This is a genomic window from Streptomyces sp. NPDC094448 (assembly GCF_044763775.1).
Lineage (GTDB): Bacteria > Actinomycetota > Actinomycetes > Streptomycetales > Streptomycetaceae > Streptomyces.
This window is the reverse complement of sequence record NZ_JBIWGU010000001.1, coordinates 668,520-688,540: the sequence shown is the minus strand read 5'-3', so window position 1 is coordinate 688,540 and position 20,021 is coordinate 668,520. Positions and strand designations below refer to the sequence as shown.

Genomic DNA, 20,021 nt, shown 5'->3' with positions numbered 1-20,021 from the left:
GTCCGCCGGGGGCCTCCCGAACCTTCTTGCCGGTTACACGGGGGTGTAGACCGCATCCTGCGCGGCGCTGCGCTCCACGGCCGAAAGCACCCGCTGCACCTGGAGTCCGTCGGCGAAGGACGGTGCGGCCGGGGCACCGGCGGCCAGCGCCTCGACCAGGTCCCTGGCCTGGTGGGTGAAGGTGTGCTCGTAGCCGAGGGCATGGCCGGGCGGCCACCAGGCCGCCAGATAGGGGTGGTCGGCCTCGGTGACCAGGATCCGCTTGAAACCGGAGGACGACGCGGGCTCGGTGTGGTCGTGGAAGGAGAGTTCGTTGAGCCGTTCGAGATCGAAGGCGAGGGAGCCGAGTTCGCCGTTGATCTCGAACCGCAGGGCGTTCTTGCGGCCCGCGGCCATCCGGGTCGCCTCGAAGGACGCCAGCGCCCCGGACGGCAGCCGCCCGTTGAACAGGGCCGCGTCGTCGACCGTGACCCGGCCGTAGGCGGGCTCACCGCCGCCGGACCCGCCGCCCGAGAGCCCGGCGGACGCGCCCGCGAGCAGCGGACGCTCGGTGACGAAGGTCTGCGCCAGGGCCGAGACCCCGAGCAGCCTCTCCCCCGCCAGATACTGGGCGAGGTCGACGATATGGGCGCCGAGATCGCCGAGCGCGCCGGAGCCCGCGTGCTCCTTGAGCAGCCGCCAGGTCAGCGGGAACGCGGGGTCGACCAGCCAGTCCTGGAGATAGGTGAAGCGCAGATGGCGCAGGGTGCCGAGGCGGCCGGCGGCGATCAGCTCCCGGGCGTGGGCGACGGCCGGGACCCGGCGGTAGTTGAAGCCCACCATGGCGAGCTGGCCGCGGGCGGCGGCCGCCTCCGCGGCCGCCGCCATGGCCTCGGCCTCCGCCACCGTGTTGGCCAGCGGCTTCTCGCACAGCACGTGCTTGCCCGCCTCCAGAGCGGCGATCGCGATCTCCGCATGGGAGTCGCCCGGGGTGCAGATGTCGACGAGCTGTACGTCGTCCCGGGCGATGAGGTCGCGCCAGTCGGTCTCGGCCGCCGCCCAGCCGTGGCGGTCCGCGGCGGCTCTCACCGCTGACGGATCGCGTCCGGCTATCGCGGCGAGCACCGGCCGGACCGGCAGGTCGAAGACGCGGCTCACATTGCGCCACCCCTGGGAGTGGGCGGCGCCCATGAACGCGTATCCGACCATGCCGACGCCGAGCGTCGGCGCTGCGGCCTCACTTTCCTGCTGTGCCATGCGGAATCCTCCTCGTCGGTCTGCTCGGTGGGGGCGGGCGTGCCGGTCAGATGAAGCCGGTGGGCAGGTACTGGTCGACGTTGTCCTTGGTGACGACGGCCGAGTAGAGGGTGATCGAGGCGGGGATCTCCATCTCGGCCATGCCGCCCACCCCCTTGCCCTGGGCGACGGCGCGCGCGATGTCGATGGCGGATGCGGCCATCGTCGGCGGGTAGAGGACGGTCGCCTTCAGCACGCTGTTGTCGGCTTTGATGGCGTCCATGGCGGATTTGGCGCCGGCGCCGCCGACCATGATGAAGTCCTTGCGGCCCGCCTGGGCGATGGCCCGCAGGGCGCCCACGCCCTGGTCGTCGTCGTGGTTCCAGAGGGCGTCGAACTCCGACTGGGCCTGGAGCAGCTGGGCCATCTTGGCCTGCCCGGACTCGACGGTGAAGTCGGCGGCCTGGCGGGCGACCTTCCGGATGTTGGGGTAGTTCTTCAGGGCGTCGTCGAAGCCCTGGGTGCGCTGTTTGGTCAGTTCGAGGTTGTCCACCCCGGCCAGTTCGACCACCTTGGCGTTCGGCTTGTCCTTCAGCTGTTCGCCGATGTAGTTCCCGGCGTTCAGGCCCATGCCGTAGTTGTCGCCGCCGATCCAGCAGCGGTAGGCCTGGGGCGATGCGAAGATCCGGTCCAGGTTGATCACCGGGATACCGGCCTTCATGGCCTGGAGGCCGACCTGGGTCAGCGCCTTCCCGTCGGCGGGGAGGATGACGAGGACGTCGACCTTCTTGTTGATCAGGGTCTGCACCTGCCCGATCTGGGCGGCGGTGTCATTGGACCCCTCGGTGATCTCCAGGGTGACGTCGGAGTACTTCTTCGCCCGCTGCTTGGCGTTGTCGTTGATGGCGTTGAGCCAGCCGTGGTCGGCCTGCGGTCCGGCGAAGCCGATGGTGACGGCCTTCCCGGGGGAACCGTCGGTGACCGGGGCGTTGGCGGGGGCGGCGGAGTCCTTCTTTTCGGGCTCGTTGCTGGTGCAGCCGGTGATCAGGGCTCCGGCGGAGAGGGCTGCGGTTCCGAAGAGGAGGCCTCTGCGGGAGGTCGATGAGATTTCGGGCATGACGATCGGACCCTTCGGCTCGGCGGATGGTGAGGGTGGGCAGGTCGGTTGGTACGAGGCCGGGCGGGGCCGGTCAGGTCTCCCCGCGGCGGCGCAGCGTGTGGTGCTGCACCAGGACCGCGACGACGATGATCGCGCCCTTGGCGATCTGCTGGACCGCGGTCTCCAGGTTGTTGAGGGCGAAGATATTGGTGATCGTGGTGAAGATCAGGACTCCGAGGACGGAGCCGACGATGGTGCCGCGGCCGCCGCTGAGCAGGGTGCCGCCGATGATGGCCGCGGCGATCGCGTCCAGCTCGTACAGATTGCCGTTGGTGTTCTGGCCGGAGCCGGAGAGCACGACGAGCATGAACGCGGCGATACCGCAGCAGAGTCCGGAGAGGACGTAGAGGTAGAGGCGCTGGCGGCGGACGTCGATCCCGGCGAGCCGGGCGGCCTCCGGGTTGCCGCCGACGGCGAAGGTGCGGCGGCCGAAGGTGGTGCGGTTCAGCACCAGCCAGCCGATGACGACGACCGCGGCGAAGATCAGCACCAGCGGCGGGATACCCAGGACGTAGGCGTCCTTGACCCCGAGGTCGAGCACCGAGTCGACGGTCACGATCTGGGTCTTGCCGTCGGTGATCTGGAGGGCGAGACCGCGGGCGGAGGCGAGCATCGCGATGGTCGCGATGAAGGGGACGAGTCCGCCGTAGGCGATCAGCACCCCGTTGACCAGTCCGCAGCCGACGCCGACGACGATCGCGGTGAACAGGATGCCCGCGAAGCCGTACTCCTGGGTGGCGAGCGTGGTGGCCCATACGGACGCCAGGGCCACCATCGCGCCGACCGACAGGTCGATACCGCCGCTGGTGATGACGAAGGTCATGCCGACGGTGACGACCCCGATGATCGACGCCTGGGTGAGGACCAGCTGGAGATTGCTGACGGCGAGGAACTCGTCCGGTTTGGTGAAGCCGCCGACCACGATCAGGGCGGCGAGCACCCCGAGCAGCGACAGATTGCGGAGGTCGAGCCGGAGCCCGAAGGCGGGGCCCGCCCCCTTCGGTTCCTTCTGCTGCGGTGTCTTCACCAGGCCGGGCGCGTCCTGGCGCGCCGCGGATGCGGGCTGCGTCATGCCGTCGGGTTCCCTTCCATCACAAGGTCGAGGACGCGGTGCTCGTCGAGGTCGCGGGCGTCGGCCGTGTGCACGACGCTGCCCTCGCGCAGCACCAGCACCCGGTCCGCGAGGCCCAGCACCTCGGGCACCTCACTGGAGACGAGGAGCACGGCCAGCCCCTCGTCGGCGAGCCGCCGGATGACGGCGTACAGCTCCGCGCGGGCCCCGACGTCCACACCCCGGGTCGGCTCGTCCAGGAGCAGCACCTTGCAGCCGCGCAGCAGCCAGCGGGCGAGGACCGCCTTCTGCTGGTTGCCGCCGGAGAGGGTGCGCACGGCGGCGTCGGGGTTGTCGGGGCGCAGGGAGAGTTCCCGGGTCGCGGCGCGGGCCGCGGCGCGCTCCGCGGACCGGTCGATCCAGCCCAGGCGGGCGAAGCGGGAGAGCGTGGAGACCGAGACGTTGCGGGTGACGGATTCGGTCAGCAGCAGGCCCTGTGCCTTGCGCTCCTCGGGGGCGAGCCCGATACCGGCGGCGACCGCGGCCCGGACACTGCCGGGCCGCAGCGGCCGGCCCTCGACCAGGACCCGGCCGGAGTCGGGGCGGCGGGCCCCGTAGACCGTCTCCAGGATCTCGGAGCGGCCGGAGCCGACGAGCCCGGCGAGGCCGACGATCTCCCCGGGGCGCAGCTCCAGATCGACGGGGGCGAACTCGCCCGCGCGGCTGAGCCCCTCCACCCGCAGTACCGGTTCTCCGGCCGCCCGGGCGGGTCCGGTGGGCCGCTCGGGGAAGATGTACTCGACCTTCCGGCCGGTCATCAGGGAGACGACCTCGTTCGTCGGGGTCGAATCGGCGGGCAGTCCGCGGGCCACGGCCCGGCCGTCCTTGAGGACGGTGACCCGGTCCCCGATCCGGCGGATTTCCTCCAGCCGGTGCGAGATGTAGACGACGGCGACCCCGTCCCCGGTCAGATCGGCGACGATCCGGAAGAGGTTGTCGACCTCGTCCGGGTCGAGGGCGGCCGACGGTTCGTCCATCACGATCAGCCGTACGTCGTGGGAGAGGGCGCGGGCCATGGAGACGATCTGCTGCTGGGCGGCGGAGAGTTCGCCGACCGTCCTGGCCGGGTCGATCTCGGGGTGGCCGAGCCTTCGCAGCAGCGCGGCGGTGGCGGACCGGGCCGCGGCGGCGCGGACGACGAACCCGGCGGTGGTGGGCTCGTGTCCGAGATGGACGTTCTCGGCCACCGACAGGCCCTCCACCAGGTCGAGTTCCTGGTAGATGGTGGCGATACCGAGCCGCATGGCGGCGATCGGCGAGCGCAGCGCGACGGGTTCGTCGCGCCAGGTGATGGTGCCGTCGTCGGGCTGATGGGCCCCGGCGAGCACCTTGATCAGGGTGGACTTGCCCGCGCCGTTCTGGCCGAGGAGGCAGTGGACCTCACCGGCCGCGACCTCCAGGTCCACGCCGTCGAGCGCGCGGACCCCGGGGAACGACTTGGTGATGCCGGACATGGTGAGCAAGGGAGGTTCTGGTGCCATGGCTGTTCCCCTCGGCGGGTGCGGCCGTCCGGCGGCACGCCGGACGGGGCCCGCGGACTCGGCCGCGGGCGCGCGGAGGCGCGGTGCGGTACGGCAGGCGTCTGTGACGGGTGGGGGGAGCTGATGGTGTGCGCTGAAGGTGTGCTGATGGTGTACGGGGTGGGCGCGGCGCCGGAAGCGGGGCGCGCGGCGGTATGTGCCGGACGGCGAAAAGCCTGGTGGCATCTGCGTGGTGGCACGTGTTACCTACGGCACGGCCGGAGCGTTCCGGTGGTGCGCGCGGGGTGTGCGGCGGGGTGTCGTGGGTGGCGGATCGGTGGGTGAGGGTGGGTGGGTGAGGGTGGAGGAACGGTGCGTCGTGCGTCGTGCGTCGTGCGTCGTGCGTCGTGCGTCGACGATGGTGCGGGTTGGTGTCCGGCGGTGCGGCCGCGCCTCGTACCGGGTGGTGCCGGTGGTACTCGGCGGTGCGGCCGCGCCCTTGCGATGACGAGTGGTGCGGAGGTGCTCGGTGGTGCGTGCGGTGGTGCGGTGGTGCCGCCGGCTCTGTCAGGCCGGCGAGAACAGGTGGTCGCTGATGAGCCGGGCGGCGCCGATGACTCCGGCGACGGCGCCCAGTTCACCCAGGACGATGGGCAGGTTTCCGGTGGCCAGCGGGAGCGACTGGCGGTAGACCTGGGTCCGGACGGCGGCCAGCAGCGTATGACCGAGGCCGGTGACCCCGCCGCCGATCACCACCAGACCCGGATTGAAGAAGCTGACGAGACCGGCGACGACCTGGCCGACGCGGTTTCCGCCCTCGCGGATCAGTTCCAGCGCGGCGGTGTCCCCGGCGGAAGCGGCGGCCGAGACGTCCGCGGCGGTCAGTCTGCCTGCCGCCGCGAGCCGTTCGGCCAGTTCGGGCGAGCGTCCGGAGCGGGCCGCCTCCTCGGCGTCACGGGCCAGTGCCGCACCGCTGAAGTGGGCCTCCAGACAGCCCTTGTTGCCGCAGGCGCAGGCCCGGCCGTAGGGGTCGACCTGGATATGGCCGATGTCCCCGGCGCTGCCGGTCGTACCGCGGTAGACCTCGCTGCCGACGACGATGCCGCAGCCGATCCCCGTACCGATCTTGACGCAGAGGAAGTCGGCGACCGAACGGGCCACTCCGGCGTGCTGTTCGCCCATGGCCATCAGGTTCACGTCGTTGTCGACCATGACCGGGCAGCCGAGGTCCTGGCTGAGCGCCTCCCGGACGGGGAAACCGTCCCAGCCGGGCATGATCGGCGGGGCGACCGGGACGCCCTCGGGATAGCGGACCGGGCCCGGGACGCCGATGCCGGCGCCGTCGAAGCCCTCGGCGAGTCCGGTGGCCTTCAGCTTGGCGGCCATCGCGAGGACCTGCTCGAAGACCGCGACGGGTCCTTCGCGGACGTCCATCGGGTGGTTGAGGTGTCCGAGCACCTCCAGTTCGGCATTGGTGACCGCGACGTCCACGGAGGTGGCGCCGATGTCGACGCCGAGGAAGCGGAGTTCGGGGGCGAGCCGGATGTTGTGGGAGCGCCGTCCGCCGCGGGAGGCGGCCAGACCGTCCGCGACGACCAGCCCGGTCTCCAGCAGTTTGTCGACCTCGACGGCGAGTTTGGAGCGGGAGAGGTCCACGAGATCGCCGAGCTGGGCCCGGGAGCTGGGCCCCCCGTCACGCAGCAGCTTGAGCAGCTTCGCCTGGTGCGCGTTCGCGGGTCGAGCGGTCATGCGTCTCATTTCCCCTCCCTTCCCCCGGCCGTCGGCGTGGGGACCCCGGTGGCTGATCCGGCTTTCGAGGGGAACGTAGCAGCGCTTTCCCCGAGGGGGAAGAACTTGCGCAGAGTTCTATGACAACTTCTTCCACAGTCTGGACAAAGATGGGGCGGTACGAGGACGATCGCCGATGAGAAGGGGCTCAGCCCGGACAGGGCCTACGCGCGGCCCGTGCCGTCCGCCGTCAGCTCGGCCAGCTTGTCGAGGAATGCGATTTGCCCCTTGACCAGCAGCCGCCGGGCCGTCGGCAGGTCCGTCCAGGCCACCCGGTCGAGTTCCGGGAACTCCTGGATCCGGCCGGACCGCGGGGGCCACTCCATGCGGAACAGCCCCGGAACCACCCGATCGGGGTCGAGTTCGCCCGCGAGGGCCCAGAGCGTGACGAGCTTCCCGTTCGGCTGGCGTACCTCGCCCAGGGGCTGCCAGGGGCCCTCGGGCGGGGCGAGACCCAGTTCCTCCTCGAACTCGCGCCGGGCCGCGGCCTCGGGCGTTTCGTCGTCGCCGTACTGCCCCTTCGGGAACGACCAGGCGTGCTCGTCCTTGCCCGCCCAGAGCGGACCGCCCATATGCCCGATGAGGACCTCGGTCCCGCCGTCGCGCTCGCGGTACAGCACCAGCCCCGCGCTCCGAATCGCCGCCATGCGCCCAGTCTGCCCGGCGCCGGTCCGCCCGGCACCCGTTCGAGCGGACCGGACCCGTAGCCCACCGTCGCCGATCGCACGCTCTCCGTGTTGCGCGGTCCGGGGTGCCGTGCTGCGCTGGGCAGCAGGGGCGGGGGCCGGCAAGCCCATCGACCGAGGAGCACCCGCCCGTGAGGACGACGCGCCGAACACGCCCGAGCCGTACCGTCGCCCTGGCCGCCGCAACACTGGCGCTGGCACTGGCCGGACCGGTCGCCGGGGCGCAGACCCTGCGGGCCGCCGACCCGGCCGAGGCAGCGGGGCAGCCCGCCGCAGCGGCTCCGGCTCCGGCGGCACCGGGTGGCTGCGGTGAGGCGGCCGCACGGGCCGGGGTCGCCGCACCGAGGTGCCGGGCCACCAGCTGCCCCGCCTGTCACACCTGCCATCCCCTCAGGGGATGCGTCCTGGTGCGCTGCCCCGCCGGGTCGAAGTGCGACCCCGAGCTCAACCTCTGCCTTCCCGATCGGCTGCTGTCCGACGGCGGGACGCCGCCGTTCGCACCGGCGTCCGCGGCCCTGCTCGCCGCCGGGCCCTGACCGGCCGGGGCCGCGGCCGCTTCTCTCCCGTGCCCCCTCAGGGGCAGCGGACGATCTGGCCCGCGTACGAGAGGTTGCCGCCGAAGCCGAAGAGGAGCACCGGGGCGCCCTTCGGGATCTCGCCGCGCTCGACGAGCTTGGAGAACGCCATCGGGATCGACGCGGCCGAGGTGTTGCCCGATTCGACGACGTCCTGGGCGATCACCGCGTTGACCGCGCCGATCTTCCGGGCCAGCGGCTCGATGATCCGCAGATTGGCCTGGTGCAGGACGACCGCCGCCAGATCGGCCGGGTCGACGCCGCCGCGCTCGCAGACCGAGCGGGCGATGGGCGGCAGCTGGGTGGTGGCCCAGCGGTAGACGGTCTGCCCCTCCTGGGCGAAACGGGGCGGTGTGCCTTCGATCCGTACGGCATGGCCCATCTCGGGCACCGAACCCCAGACCACCGGCCCGATACCGGGAGCCGGCGCCTCGTCGTGGCCCTCGTACCCGGCCGCCTCGACGACCGCCGCGCCCGCGCCGTCACCGGTGAGCACGCAGGTCGTACGGTCGGTCCAGTCCGTGATCGCGGTCATCTCGTCGGCGCCGACGACCAGGGCCCGGCGGGCGGAACCGGCGCGGATGGCATGGTCGGCGGTGGCCAGGGCGTGGGTGAAACCGGCGCAGACCACATTGAGGTCCATCACGGCGGGCGAACCCATGCCGAGCCGGGCCGCGACCCGGGCCGCGGTGTTCGGGGAGCGGTCGATCGCCGTGGAGGTCGCGACCAGGACGAGGTCGATATCGCCGGGGGTCAGCCCGGCTCCGGCCAGGGCCTTCGCCGCGGCGTGCGCCGCCAGCTCGTCCACCGGCTCGTCGGCGGCGGCCCGGTGCCGGGTACGGATGCCGACCCGCGAGCGGATCCACTCGTCGCTGGTGTCCACCAGGGCTTCGAGGTCCGCATTGGTCAGGACGGACGCCGGCTGGTAGTGCCCCAGTGACGTGATACGCGATCCGATCATGGCCGGGTTTCCCTTTCCGCGGACGTACGAACTCCCCAGTGTTCGCGGCTACCCCCTGGTACGGCGGCGGGTGACCCAACAGGATTCGCCCCCTGTTTTCTGTAGCTTTCCGGTGGAGCCGAGGGGGCCGGTGTGGCATGGAGGTACGCGGGGAGGGCGTCCCGCGCCTTCCCGGCGGCCGGGGAACGGGCACGGAACGGGCCCGGCACCGGCACCGCGAGCCTGCGCCGGTACCGGAGAATGGGTCCGCCGCCGTACGGCCCGACCGGGCCGTACGCCACCGGGCGGCGCCGCCGAAGAACGGGATGTGATCACCGATGGGACGGGTGACCGAGCGCCGCCGCACCCTCCGGATCAGGGACGGCGCGGTCTCCGACCGCCCGGACACCCTGGTCGTCGAGGAACCGCTGGAGATCCGGCTCAACGGCGAACCGCTGGCGATCACCATGCGCACCCCGGGCGACGATTTCGCCCTCGCCACCGGTTTCCTGGTCAGCGAGGGCGTGATCGGGGCGGCCGACGACGTCCGGCAGATCCTGTACTGCGCGGGGGCGACCGCCGAGGGTGTGAACACCTACAACGTGGTCGATGTGAAGCTGGCGCCGGGCGTACCCGAACCCGAGACCGATCTGCGGCGCAAGGTGTACACCACGTCCTCGTGCGGGCTCTGCGGCAAGGCCAGCCTCGACGCCGTACGCACCCGGACCCGCTTCCCCGTCGCCGACTCCCCCGGGCTCCGGCTGTCCCCGGAGCTGCTCGCCGGGCTCCCGGACCGGCTGCGCGCCGCGCAGCGGGTGTTCGACCGTACCGGCGGACTGCACGCGGCGGCCCTCTTCTCGGAGGGCGGTGAGCTGCTGGACGTACGGGAGGACGTGGGGCGGCACAACGCGGTCGACAAGCTGATCGGCCGGGCGGTGCAGAACGGCGGTCTGCCGCTGTCGCGTGCCCTGCTCCTGGTCTCCGGCCGGGCCTCCTTCGAGCTGGTCCAGAAGGCCGTGATGGCGGGGATCCCGGTGCTGGCGGCGGTCTCCGCGCCGTCCTCGCTCGCGGTGGACCTGGCGGCGGAGTCGGGGCTGACGCTGGTGGGTTTTCTGCGCGGCCCGAATATGAACGTGTACACGGGCGCGGAGCGCATCACCGCCGCCGGGAGCGCGGCGCCGGACGGCGCGGACGCCTGAGGTCACGGGCTCCGCCCGGAAGCGCCTTTGCGCCGAGCGTGCGCGCTGCTCCGCGCGCCGTCTTATATGCCGTTGTGCGCCCCAACGGGAGGTAAAGTTCGGCAAAGTAGACGTGTCCTGACGGGTCGGATTTGATGGAGATCCGACTCCGCGGGCCGTCCGCCCCGCCCCGGTTCCGGGGGCCGGCCTCCGCCTTTTGTCCCCTCAGCGCCTCTGACCTGTGGCGATGCCGTTCATCGCCCTGCGTGGCCATTCCTCCAATAGTTCTGCAACGGTGTCCCGCGGGGCTTCCCGGTGGGGTAGCGTCGCGCGCGCTGTGCGGAGCGCCACAAGGAGCAGGCCATTGCGCGAGTTCACTGTCCCCCCGCTGGACGCGCCCCCTCTCGTCGGCGGACTGGCCGACGCGGTGTTCCACCGCGCCGGACGGTTCCCGGACCGGGTCGCCCTGAGTCGCAGAGGCGCGAGCGGCGACTGGGAAGAGGTGACCTCGGCGCGCTTCCGGGACGAGGTACTCGCCCTCGCCAAGGGCCTGATAGCCGACGGGGTCCGGTTCGGCGACCGGGTCGCGCTGATGTGCCGTACCCGCTACGAGTGGACCCTCTTCGACTTCGCCCTGTGGACGGTCGGCGCCCACTCCGTACCGGTGTATCCGACGTCCTCGCGGGAGCAGGTGTTCTGGATGCTCCAGGACGCCGAGGTGTCCGCCGCTCTGGTGGAGCACGAGGACCACGCCATGACCGTGGGTTCGCTGATCGGCGGGCTGCCGCTGCTCAAACGCCTGTGGCAGCTCGACGCGGGCGCGGTCGACGGTCTGATGGCGGCCGGTGAGCGGATCGACGACGAGGTGGTGCACCGGCACCGGCGGGCCGTCACCCCCGATTCCACGGCGACCGTCGTCTACACCTCGGGTACCTCCGGCCGCCCCCGGGGCTGCGTTCTGACCCATGCCCATCTGATGTTCGAGTGCGACACGCTGAACGACCACTGGGAGGCGGCGCTGCGCGGCCGGCCCGGCGAGGACGCGTCGACGCTGCTGTTCCTGCCGCTGGCGCATGTGTACGGGCGGACGGTGCAGATCGCGGCGGTGCGGAGCGGGGTGCGGCTCGCCCATCAGCCCGCGGTCGCGGGCGATGAGCTGCTGGCGGATCTGGCGTCTTTCCGGCCCACGTTCGTCCTGGCCGTGCCGTACGTCTTCGAGAAGATCTACGCCGAGGTGCGGCGGACGGCGGAGCGGGACGGGAAGGCGGGGAGCTTCGAGAAGGCGGCGGAGGCGGCCGTACGGTACGCGGAGGCGCTGGAGCAGCGGGCGTTCGGCCGGGGGCCGGGCCCGTCGGCGGCGATGCGGGTGCAGCACCAGCTCTTCGACCGGACGGTCTACTCGCGGGTGCGGGAACTGTTCGGTGGCCGGATGCGGCACGCCATGTCCGGCGGTTCGGCCATGGACCGGCGGCTCGGGCTCTTCTTCGAGGGCGCGGGCATCACCGTCATGGAGGGGTACGGACTGACCGAGACCGCGGGCGCGGCGACCGGCAACCCGCCCGGCCGGACCAAGTTCGGCACGGTCGGACCACCCGTACCGGGCACGACCGTCCATATCGCGGACGACGGCGAGATCTGGCTGCACGGGCCGCAGGTCTTCGCCGGATACCACTCCGACCCGGCGGCCACCGCCGCCGTCCTCCACGACGGCTGGCTGGCCACGGGCGATCTCGGGGCACTGGACGAGGACGGCTATCTCACCATCGTGGGCCGGAAGAAGGAGGTCCTGGTGACCTCCGGCGGCAAGAGCGTCTCGCCGGTGCCGCTGGAGCGGCGGGTGTGTGCGCATCCGCTGGTGGCGCAGTGTCTGGTGGTCGGGAACGACCGGCCGTTCGTGGCGGCCCTGGTCACGGTGGACCAGGAGGCGGTGGACCACTGGCTGGCGATGCTCCGCCGGCCCGCGCTGGCCCCTGGCGAGCTGGTCCGCGACCCGGAGCTGGAGACGGAGATCCGGCGGGCGGTGGTGCAGGCGAACGCGCAGGTGTCGCAGGCGGAGTCGATCCGTACGTTCCGGATACTGGCGCATCCCTTCACGGAGGAGCACGGGCTGCTCACCCCGTCCCTGAAGCTGAGGCGGCGGGCGATCGAAGAGGCGTACGCGGCCGAGGTGGAGGCACTGTACCGGTGACGGGCCGGGCGCCGAAGCCGGGGACGGACGGGAAAACCGTCCGAAAATCGTCGTAGTGGGCGTCAGGGGGACCTCCGTGCCCCACAATGCCCGCATGAAATTCAGTTACGCATTACTCCCCGACCACCCTGTCGCGGAGGCTGTCGAGACCATCGAACTCGCGGACGAGCTGGGGTTCTACGCTTGTTACGCGACGGACGAGACCTGGCACAAGGATCTGTGGGTGCTGTTCGCCGTGGCGGCGACCAGGACCCGGTCGATCCGGCTGGGCCCCAGTGTCACCCCGGTCCTGCTGCGTGAACCGACGCTTCTGGCCCAGGCCCTGGCCACCTTGGACGAGGTGTCGGGCGGACGGGCCGAGGCCGTGCTGTCCAGCGGAAACACGGGTCTGCTGGAGCAGTACCGGATCAACCCCGCGGGAATGAAGCCGCTCTCCCGCACCAAGGAGGCCCTGCATGTGGTGCGGACCCTGCTGGACGAGGGGGCCATCACCTTCGACGGCGAGTTCCACACGTACGACGGGCTGTTCACCTTCGCCCGGCCGGTGCAGGAGCGGGTGCCGCTGAAGCTCGGCGGGATGCGCGGGCCGCGCACCTTCGAGGCGGCCGGGGAGTTCTCGGACGGCTGCCATCACGCGCTGAGCTATACCCGGGAGGCGTACGAGTACATGGTCCGGCATGTGCGGGCCGGTGCCGAGCGGGCGGGCCGGGACGTGGCGTCGCTGGACATCGGGGCCTGGGTGGTCGTCGCCACCGCGGAGGACTCGGCGGCGGCGCGCGAGGCGGCCCGCAGCATGGTCGGGATCTACGCCTCGTCGATGTCCGACGAGCAGATCCGGCGCAACGGGGTGGACCCGGCGGAGCTGAAGCCGGTGGTGGACGCCATCAGGGCGGGAGACCTGGCCCGGGGCATCGAGCTGACGTCACCCGAGGTCACCGAGCGGCTCTCGGTGTCGGGGACGCCAGAGGAGTGCGTCGAGAAGATCCGGGACCAGATCGCCGCGGCCGGGGTCAACCATCTGATCTGCGCGGTGACCGACCGGACCCTGGTGAATGCCTTCACCGGGCGGGATCTGCCGCAGGTGCCGGGGGCACAGGAGCAGCTGCGGCTGATCCACGACCGGATCATGCCCGCGTTCGCCTGACCGGCGGCCGCGGGCCGGACCCGGCTGGGCGTCCCCGGCGCGGGTGACCGTGGCCGACCACGGACCGGCGGCCGCGGGCCGGACCCGGCCCGGGGGCCGAGGGCGGGGGGCGGGGATGCCCGATCGGTCCCGACGGCTTTTCATGGAGACAGGCGTCCGTCCGACGGCGCCCCGGTGAAACCGGGTCGCCGTCCCGGGCGCCTGCCCCCGTGTCTGCCGATCAGAGAAGGACGCACCCCCGTGAGCAAGGTCCCCTCCCTCACCCTCAACAACGGCGTCGCCATGCCGCAGCTCGGCCTCGGCGTCTGGCAGGTCTCCGACGACGAGGCGGTAGCGGCGGTCTCCACGGCCCTGGAGGCCGGCTACCGCAGCATCGACACCGCCGCCGCGTACGAGAACGAGACCGGCACCGGCCGGGCCGTCGCCGCTTCGGGCATCCCCCGCGAGGAGCTGTTCCTCACCACGAAGCTGTGGAACAGCGACCACGGGTACGACAAGGCGCTGCGCGCCTTCGACGCCTCGCTCGCCCGGCTCGGCACGGACTACGTCGACCTGTATCTGATGCACTGGCCGGTACCGCGGCGGGACGCGTACGTGGATACCTGGCGGGCGTTCGAGAAGATCCTCTCCGACGGCCGGGCCCGTGCCGTCGGTGTGTCGAACTTCCTGCCGGAGCATCTGGACCGGCTCATCTCGGAGACGTCCGTCGTACCCGCGGTCAACCAGATCGAACTGCACCCCCAGTTCCAGCAGGCGGAGTCGCGGGCCGTGCACCGGCGGCACGGCATCGTCACCGAGGCCTGGTCCCCGCTGGGCCAGGGCCGGGGGCTGCTGACGGTGCCCGCGGTGGCCGCGGTGGCCCGCAAGCACGACCGTACGCCCGCACAGGTGGTGCTCCGCTGGCATCTGCAGACGGGGAACGTCGTCATCCCGAAGTCCGTGACGCCCTCCCGGATCCGGGAGAACATCGACGTCTTCGACTTCGCACTGGACTCCGACGATCTGGCGGCCTTCGCGGCGCTGGACGAGGGGCGGCGGCTGGGCCCGGACCCGGCGGACTTCGGCTGAAGGAGTCCCGGGGCACGCGTGCGGCGGCGCGCCCGGCTTCTCGTACGATCGTTTATCGGACCGCGGACGGCGTGATCGGCGAAGCCGACGGGACCGGCGGAGACCGGCCGGGGCCGGCGGGGAACGGCAGTGTCGCCGAGTACGGCGGGAACAGGGAGTACGGACGGTGAGCGGGGCTTTCACACCGGGCCGCTATCTGGTGCGCAATATCGCCAGTGGGCTGGTCCTGGAGGTGTACGGCGGCGTCAAGAGCAGCGGCGCCATCGTGCAGCAGGCACGGGAGACGGGGGAGGCGGTCCAGCAGTGGCGGATCGAACCGGTGCCGAACGGCAGCGGGCTGTACCACTTCGTGAGCGTCTCCAGCGGTAAGCGGCTGGACGTCGCCGACGCTTCCACCGAGAACGGCGCCCGTATCCAGCAGTGGCGGCCCAACAACTTCGGTGCCCAGGAGTGGGTCATCGAGTCGCTGGTGGACGCGCCCGGCGCGTACGCCGTGGTCAGCTTTGTCAGCGGGCTGCTGCTGGAGGTGGCCGACGGCAGCAAGGAGCCGGGGGCCCGGGTCCAGCAGTGGGAGGACACGGACGGGGCGCACCAGCAGTGGCGTCTGGAGTCCTGCGGCTGAGGCGCCCGTTCCGGCCGGCCCGGTCGCACCGGGCCGGCCGGGAGTCGCTCAGGCGCGGCGGCCCGTGTGCACGGTGCGGGCGGTGAGCAGATGGAGGTCCGGGCGGCGGGCCAGCGACCGCGGGTCCGCCGGGTCGAGGAGACGGTCGAGTGCGGCGATGTCGTCGTCCGCGAGCAGCCCGTCGGCGGACTCCCGGCGGCGGGCGAAGACCGCCGTCACCTGCTCCCGGGCGGCTTCCGGCAGCGGAGCGGGCAGATCGAGGAGGAACGAACGGGTCGCGGTGTCGGTCAGTCCGACCGCGGTCAGCAGCGCCCGCCAGTCCTCGACCTCCTCCTTGGCCCCGGGCAGCTCGGCCCGCATCCGGCTGAACCAGTCGGTCTGCACGGCGTCGATCCGGGCTTCCAGACCGGGCCGCCCGATGCCGATATCGCGCGGCAGATGGCGGGTGGGCAGCCCGCCCTCGACGAGCGCGAGCAGCCCGCCCGGCCGCAGCAGACCCCCCAGACCGTCGAGCATCGCGCGCTGGTCTCCGATGTGATGGACCGAGTCACCCGCCCAGACCAGATCGGCGGTGCCCAGGGCGCCGAGGTCGCCGGGGAGTTCGGCGCGCACGGCCCGGAACCGGTCGCCGACCCCCGCCCGAGCGGCCCGGTCGGCGGCCCGGTCGAGCAGTTCGGGGGTGGCGTCGACGGCGACCACTTCCGCGTACGGGAACACCTCGGCCAGCAGGACCGTGAGCACGCCGGGACCGCTGCCGACATCCAGGACCCGGCGGACCGCGGCGGCCGGGATCTGCGCGGCGAGCCAGTGCGCGGCGTCGCGGTAGAGGGTGCTGTGGAGTTCGGCGCCGCGCTCCAGCAGGGGCGCCATCTCCTCCCAGTCCAACGCGTGGCCGCCGTGGGCGTGGGTGTGGGTACGGTCGGCGGGAGCAGCGTGGTGATCATGGTGACGGGTCATGGCCACAGGGTGACCCGCCGGGGCCGTCAGTGCGAGATTTCTTGCGGCTCCGGCAAAACAGCAACGGCACCGCCGGCACCGCCCTCGGCAGGCGCGGCGGCACCGGCTTCGCCTTCGGCCCGGTAGCCGCGTCGGGTGCGGTGCTCCTGGGGGCTGATGCCCCGGACCCGTTTGAAGGCGGCGCTCAGCGCGAAGCCGCCGCTGTAGCCGACCCTGCGGGCGATCGACTCGACCGTCGCGTCCGTCTCCCTCAGCAGATCGGCCGCGAGGTCCAGCCGCCAGCGGGTGAGGTACGCCATCGGGGGCTCCCCCACCAGATCGTGGAAGCGCCGGGCCAGCGCGGCGCGGGACACCCCCGCCCCGGCGGCGAGGGACGCCACCGTCCAGGGGCGGGCGGGTTCGTCCTGCATCAGCCGGAGCACGGGGCCGGTGACGGGGTCGCCCATGGCCCGGTACCAGGCCGGGGCGCTGGACTCGGGCCGGGAGAACCAGGAGCGCAGCGCCACCACCAGCACCAGGTCCAGGATGCGGTCGAGCATCACGCTCTGCCCCGGCTCGTCCTTGGCGATCTCGTCCTCCAGCACCGGGAGCAGGGGGCAGGCCCACTCCCCGGCGCGGAGGTGCACCAGCGGCGGGAGAGCGTCCAGCAGCCGCCCGCTGACCTCGCCCTCCATCAGATAGGTGCCGACCTGCATCACGGCCGAGCCGCCGGGGTCGTTGCCCCAGGTCCGTACCCCGTGGAGCAGTGACTGCCCGAGCGGTTCGCCGTTCAGGGTGCGGCAGACCCCGCCGGGGCCGACGAGTGCCTGCGGCGGACTCCCGGGATCGTCGGCGATGGTGTACGGATCGGGGCCGCGGGCGATGGCGACGTCGCCGGGCCGCATCAGCACCGGCTCCCCCCGGTGGGGAACGAGCCACGCTTCGCCCTCGGTCATGCACATCAGCGACAGGGGCGCCCGGTCCTCGACCCGGACGGACCACGGCGGCTCCATCACCATGCGCAGCAGGAACGCGCCCCGGGCACGGGGGCCGTCGAGCAGACCGCCGAGTACATCCATACGGTGCAGCGTAGACGACCGCGTATGGGGCTGAGCCTGTGGCGCATGGAGAGTCCAGCGCCCGGCTGTGAGCCTTGAGGCATGACGGAACAGAACACCACAGAGCACCGGTCCACCACGAACACGAAGAGCACGGCGGACACGAAAGACACGAGGGACACGAGGGACACGGCGGACACCGCGGACACGCAGCACGCGGCGGGATCCCGGGCGCTGACGGTGCTGGTGACGGCGGCGACCGGGAAGACCGGACGGCGGGTCGTGGAGCGGCTGACCGCGGCGGGCCTGCGGGTGCGGGCGGGCTCGCGCACCGGGGAGACCGTCTTCGACTGGGAGACACCGGACACCTGGGGCCCCGCGCTCAAGGGCGCCGATCTGGCCTATGTGAACTACTTCCCCGATCTCGCCGCGCCCGGCGCGATCGCGGCGATGCGCGCCTTCGGGCAGGAGGCCGCCGCGGCCGGGGTCCGCAGGCTGGTGCTGCTCTCCGGCCGGGGCGAGCCGGAGGCGGTCTTCTCGGAGGTGGCGCTCGCGGACGCGGGCGTCCCGGTCACGGTGGTCCGCGGGGCGTTCTTCGCGCAGAACTTCAGCGAGGGGTGGCTCGGGGAGGGCCTGGAGCAGGGTGAGATCGCCTTCCCGGCAGGGGAGACCGGGGAACCCTTCGTGGACGCCGAGGACCTCGCGGACGTCCTGGTGGCTGCGCTCACCGACGAGCGGCACGCGGGCCGCACCTACGAGATCACCGGCCCGCGGGTGGTCACCTTCGCGGAGGCGGCAGCGGAGATCTCCCGGGCGATCGGGCGCGAGATCCGCTATATCCCGGTGTCGCGGGACGAGTACCGGGCAGGTCTTGAGGCGTCGGGACTCCCGCCGGCGGAGGCCGCCTGGCTCACCGAGCTGTTCGGGATGCTGCTGGACGGGCACAACGCGAGTACGACGGACGGCGTCCGGGAGGTTCTGGGCCGGGAGCCGCGCGATTTCGCCGAGTTCGCCCGGCGGGAGTGGGGCGGCGGGAACTGAGCGGGACGGCGGCCGGTCACGGGGTGTCGCCCGGGTTGCGGGAGCGGTACTCGTCGAGGACCCGGGCGACCGTATCGGCTTCGGCCGCGGTCTTGTCGGGCCGGTAGCGGACGACCCGGGCGAACCGCAGCGTGACCCCGGCCGGGTAGCGCGGCGAACGCTGGACACCGTCGTACGCGATCTCCACGACCAGTTCGGGCCTGACCCGTACGGTGAATCCGTCGTCGGCGACGGCCACTTCGCCGAGCTGCCGGGTCTGCCATCGCAGCAGTTCGTCGCTGAGGCCTTTGAAGGTCTTGCCGAGCATCACGAAGGTGCCGTCGTCGGCCCGGGCGCCGAGGTGGAGGTTGGAGAGCAGCCCGGTGCGGCGGCCGTGGCCCCGTTCGGCCGCCAGGACCACCAGGTCGAGGGTGTGGACCGGCTTCACCTTGAGCCAGGAGCGGCCGCGCCGTCCGGCGGCGTACGGTGCGTCGAGCGCCTTCACCAGGACGCCCTCGTGCCCGCGGGCCAGGGTGTCGGTGAGGAACGATTCGGCGGCGGCGAGCCCACCGGGGTCGGCGGGGTCGGGGACCACCAGGCGGCGTACCCGCTGCGGTTCGGCCAGGAGTCCGGCGAGTACGGCGTGGCGTTCGGCCCCGGGGAGGTCGAGCGTCTCCTCGCCGTCCGCGGCGAGAACGTCGAAGAAGACCGGGGTGACCGGCAGTGCGGCCCGGGCCGCGGTCACATCGGCGCGGGAGCCGACCCGGGAGGCGATCCGCTGGAAGGACACGGGGCGGCCGGTCGTCCCGTCCACGGCGATGACCTCGCCGTCGAGGACGAACCGGTCGCCGGACGCGGCCCTGGCCACGGCGACGACCTCCGGCAGCCGGTCGGTGATGTCGTCCAGGGAGCGGGTGAAGACCCGTACCGTATCGCCGTCGCGGTGCACTTGGACGCGGATGCCGTCGAGCTTCTCCTCGACCGCGCAGGCGGCGCCGACGGCCGCGACGGCCTCGGTCACCGAGGCGGCGGTATGCGCCAGCATCGGCAGGACCGGACGGCCGACCCGCAGTCCGAACCGGCCGAGCGCGGCGGGGCCGTCGGCGAGCAGCGCGGCGGCGACCCGCGGCAGGGAGCCATCGAGCATCACGGCCCGGCGGACGGCACCGGGGTCGGCTCCGGTGGTCCGGGCGACCGCCTCCAGGGCGATCGCGTCCAGCGCGCCCTGCCGGACCTCCCCGAGGAGCAGCCCGGTAAGAAAGGCCTGTTCGGCGGCGGTCGCGGCGCCCAGCAGGGTATCGAGGGTCCGGGCGCGGGCGGCCTTCGACCCGGGTCCGGCGATGGCGGCGAGCGCGGTCAGTGCGCGGTCGGTGGCCGTGACCGTCAGTGCCGGGGCCGCGGCGGGCGGCGGCGGGTCCTTGAGGGCGCTCCAGCCGACTCCGATCCGGCCCTGGGGGAGCCGTCCGGACAGATAGGCGATGACCAAGGGGGCCTCGGCGGGTTCGGTCTCCGCGAACACCTCCGCGAGCAGGGCGGTCTTCCGTGACCGCGCGGAGGCGTCGGCCACCGCCAGGGACGCTTCGGCGAGCCGTGCCAGCAGCATGCGGTCATCGTGCCCCCGGGCGGGCGGCGGCGCACCCGGGGCGGACCTCCGGCGGGGACACGTCCGGTGCGCCGGGAACGGCGAGCGGGGTCGGCAAGCTTCTCGGGCTCTCCGGCTCGCCGGCTTTCCGGCTTCGGGCTCTCCGGCCTTCGGGCTCTCCGGCTTGCGGGGCGACGGGGCGACGGGGCGACGGGGCGACGGGGCGATCCGTTTCCGTGGGCGGGCTCTCCCGTGCTGACCTGGCAGATTGTGCAAGAACCTTGTCCAAAA

General features: G+C 72.5%; 17 protein-coding genes. 7 read left to right on the top strand and 10 right to left on the bottom strand.

What is annotated here, in order from left to right:
• Positions 1-33: 33 nt before the first annotated feature.
• The 6 genes from ACIQ9E_RS02805 to ACIQ9E_RS02780 all read right to left on the bottom strand — a co-directional run bounded on the left by ACIQ9E_RS02805 (position 34) and on the right by ACIQ9E_RS02780 (position 7,380).
• Positions 34-1,236 (bottom strand): Gfo/Idh/MocA family protein, encoded by a 1,203-nt coding sequence (locus tag ACIQ9E_RS02805; RefSeq protein WP_403700866.1) that lies wholly within the window; start codon positions 1,234-1,236, stop codon positions 34-36.
• Positions 1,237-1,282: 46 nt separating this feature from the next.
• On the bottom strand, positions 1,283-2,332 hold the full coding sequence (locus ACIQ9E_RS02800) for a substrate-binding domain-containing protein (protein ID WP_403700864.1): 1,050 nt from the start codon (positions 2,330-2,332) through the stop codon (positions 1,283-1,285).
• Positions 2,333-2,405: 73 nt separating this feature from the next.
• On the bottom strand, positions 2,406-3,446 hold the full coding sequence (locus tag ACIQ9E_RS02795) for an ABC transporter permease (protein ID WP_403700861.1): 1,041 nt from the start codon (positions 3,444-3,446) through the stop codon (positions 2,406-2,408).
• A complete protein-coding gene (locus ACIQ9E_RS02790) occupies positions 3,443-4,966 on the bottom strand; it encodes a sugar ABC transporter ATP-binding protein (protein ID WP_403700858.1) in 1,524 nt (507 codons plus the stop codon). Before ACIQ9E_RS02790 ends, ACIQ9E_RS02795 begins: the two co-directional genes overlap by 4 nt.
• 546 nt (positions 4,967-5,512) lie before the next feature.
• The gene (locus tag ACIQ9E_RS02785; protein ID WP_403700855.1) at positions 5,513-6,694 is read right to left on the bottom strand and encodes an ROK family protein; all 1,182 of its coding nucleotides are present in this window, start codon (positions 6,692-6,694) and stop codon (positions 5,513-5,515) included.
• Positions 6,695-6,897: 203 nt separating this feature from the next.
• Positions 6,898-7,380 (bottom strand): NUDIX domain-containing protein, encoded by a 483-nt coding sequence (locus tag ACIQ9E_RS02780; protein ID WP_403700852.1) that lies wholly within the window; start codon positions 7,378-7,380, stop codon positions 6,898-6,900.
• Positions 7,381-7,550: 170 nt separating this feature from the next.
• Between ACIQ9E_RS02780 and ACIQ9E_RS02775 the strand changes: the two genes are divergently transcribed.
• The gene (locus ACIQ9E_RS02775) at positions 7,551-7,955 is read left to right on the top strand and encodes a hypothetical protein (protein ID WP_403700849.1); all 405 of its coding nucleotides are present in this window, start codon (positions 7,551-7,553) and stop codon (positions 7,953-7,955) included.
• Positions 7,956-7,992: 37 nt separating this feature from the next.
• On the opposite strand, the gene ACIQ9E_RS02770 is transcribed toward ACIQ9E_RS02775, so the two are convergent.
• Complete coding sequence (locus ACIQ9E_RS02770; protein ID WP_403700846.1) at positions 7,993-8,955, bottom strand: beta-ketoacyl-ACP synthase III; 963 nt, start codon at positions 8,953-8,955, stop codon at positions 7,993-7,995.
• A 317-nt stretch (positions 8,956-9,272) separates the two neighbouring features.
• Between ACIQ9E_RS02770 and fdhD the strand changes: the two genes are divergently transcribed.
• The 5 genes from fdhD (at position 9,273) to ACIQ9E_RS02745 (ending at position 15,134) form a co-directional block, all read left to right on the top strand.
• Complete coding sequence (fdhD, locus tag ACIQ9E_RS02765; protein ID WP_403700843.1) at positions 9,273-10,133, top strand: formate dehydrogenase accessory sulfurtransferase FdhD; 861 nt, start codon at positions 9,273-9,275, stop codon at positions 10,131-10,133.
• 343 nt (positions 10,134-10,476) lie between these two features.
• Positions 10,477-12,300, top strand: a complete 1,824-nt coding sequence (locus ACIQ9E_RS02760) for an AMP-dependent synthetase/ligase (RefSeq protein ID WP_403700841.1) — start codon at positions 10,477-10,479, stop codon at positions 12,298-12,300.
• Between the two features lie 94 nt (positions 12,301-12,394).
• A complete protein-coding gene (locus tag ACIQ9E_RS02755) occupies positions 12,395-13,444 on the top strand; it encodes an LLM class flavin-dependent oxidoreductase (RefSeq protein WP_403700838.1) in 1,050 nt (349 codons plus the stop codon).
• A 240-nt stretch (positions 13,445-13,684) separates the two neighbouring features.
• On the top strand, positions 13,685-14,512 hold the full coding sequence (locus ACIQ9E_RS02750; RefSeq protein ID WP_403700836.1) for an aldo/keto reductase: 828 nt from the start codon (positions 13,685-13,687) through the stop codon (positions 14,510-14,512).
• A 166-nt stretch (positions 14,513-14,678) separates the two neighbouring features.
• Entirely contained in the window at positions 14,679-15,134 is a 456-nt protein-coding gene (locus ACIQ9E_RS02745; RefSeq protein WP_403700833.1) for an RICIN domain-containing protein, read from the top strand.
• Positions 15,135-15,182: 48 nt separating this feature from the next.
• Here ACIQ9E_RS02745 and ACIQ9E_RS02740 read toward each other — a convergent pair whose 3' ends face one another.
• Positions 15,183-16,091, bottom strand: coding sequence for a class I SAM-dependent methyltransferase (locus tag ACIQ9E_RS02740; RefSeq protein WP_403700830.1), 909 nt, complete (start codon positions 16,089-16,091; stop codon positions 15,183-15,185).
• Between the two features lie 26 nt (positions 16,092-16,117).
• Complete coding sequence (locus tag ACIQ9E_RS02735) at positions 16,118-17,149, bottom strand: cupin domain-containing protein (RefSeq protein WP_403700827.1); 1,032 nt, start codon at positions 17,147-17,149, stop codon at positions 16,118-16,120.
• An 81-nt stretch (positions 17,150-17,230) separates the two neighbouring features.
• Between ACIQ9E_RS02735 and ACIQ9E_RS02730 the strand changes: the two genes are divergently transcribed.
• On the top strand, positions 17,231-18,169 hold the full coding sequence (locus ACIQ9E_RS02730; protein ID WP_403700824.1) for an NmrA family transcriptional regulator: 939 nt from the start codon (positions 17,231-17,233) through the stop codon (positions 18,167-18,169).
• 16 nt (positions 18,170-18,185) lie between these two features.
• Here the strand turns inward: ACIQ9E_RS02730 and ACIQ9E_RS02725 are convergent, their stop codons facing one another.
• Positions 18,186-19,751: an ATP-dependent DNA ligase gene (locus ACIQ9E_RS02725; RefSeq protein WP_403700821.1), complete on the bottom strand. Its 1,566-nt coding sequence runs from the start codon at positions 19,749-19,751 to the stop codon at positions 18,186-18,188.
• Positions 19,752-20,021 lie beyond the last annotated feature (270 nt).

What these genes read in the sequence shown, in the direction of transcription:
- ACIQ9E_RS02770 (WP_403700846.1), bottom strand. Translation starts at nt 8,955, where the DNA reads ATGATCGGATCGCGTATCACGTCACTGGGGCACTACCAGCCGGCGTCC.
- ACIQ9E_RS02800 (WP_403700864.1), bottom strand. Translation starts at nt 2,332, where the DNA reads ATGCCCGAAATCTCATCGACCTCCCGCAGAGGCCTCCTCTTCGGAACC.
- ACIQ9E_RS02725 (WP_403700821.1), bottom strand. Translation starts at nt 19,751, where the DNA reads ATGCTGCTGGCACGGCTCGCCGAAGCGTCCCTGGCGGTGGCCGACGCC.
- ACIQ9E_RS02785 (WP_403700855.1), bottom strand. Translation starts at nt 6,694, where the DNA reads ATGACCGCTCGACCCGCGAACGCGCACCAGGCGAAGCTGCTCAAGCTG.
- ACIQ9E_RS02780 (WP_403700852.1), bottom strand. Translation starts at nt 7,380, where the DNA reads ATGGCGGCGATTCGGAGCGCGGGGCTGGTGCTGTACCGCGAGCGCGAC.
- ACIQ9E_RS02805 (WP_403700866.1), bottom strand. Translation starts at nt 1,236, where the DNA reads ATGGCACAGCAGGAAAGTGAGGCCGCAGCGCCGACGCTCGGCGTCGGC.
- ACIQ9E_RS02795 (WP_403700861.1), bottom strand. Translation starts at nt 3,446, where the DNA reads ATGACGCAGCCCGCATCCGCGGCGCGCCAGGACGCGCCCGGCCTGGTG.
- ACIQ9E_RS02735 (WP_403700827.1), bottom strand. Translation starts at nt 17,149, where the DNA reads ATGGATGTACTCGGCGGTCTGCTCGACGGCCCCCGTGCCCGGGGCGCG.
- ACIQ9E_RS02755 (WP_403700838.1), top strand. Translation starts at nt 12,395, where the DNA reads ATGAAATTCAGTTACGCATTACTCCCCGACCACCCTGTCGCGGAGGCT.
- ACIQ9E_RS02740 (WP_403700830.1), bottom strand. Translation starts at nt 16,091, where the DNA reads ATGACCCGTCACCATGATCACCACGCTGCTCCCGCCGACCGTACCCAC.
- fdhD (WP_403700843.1), top strand. Translation starts at nt 9,273, where the DNA reads ATGGGACGGGTGACCGAGCGCCGCCGCACCCTCCGGATCAGGGACGGC.
- ACIQ9E_RS02730 (WP_403700824.1), top strand. Translation starts at nt 17,231, where the DNA reads ATGACGGAACAGAACACCACAGAGCACCGGTCCACCACGAACACGAAG.
- ACIQ9E_RS02790 (WP_403700858.1), bottom strand. Translation starts at nt 4,966, where the DNA reads ATGGCACCAGAACCTCCCTTGCTCACCATGTCCGGCATCACCAAGTCG.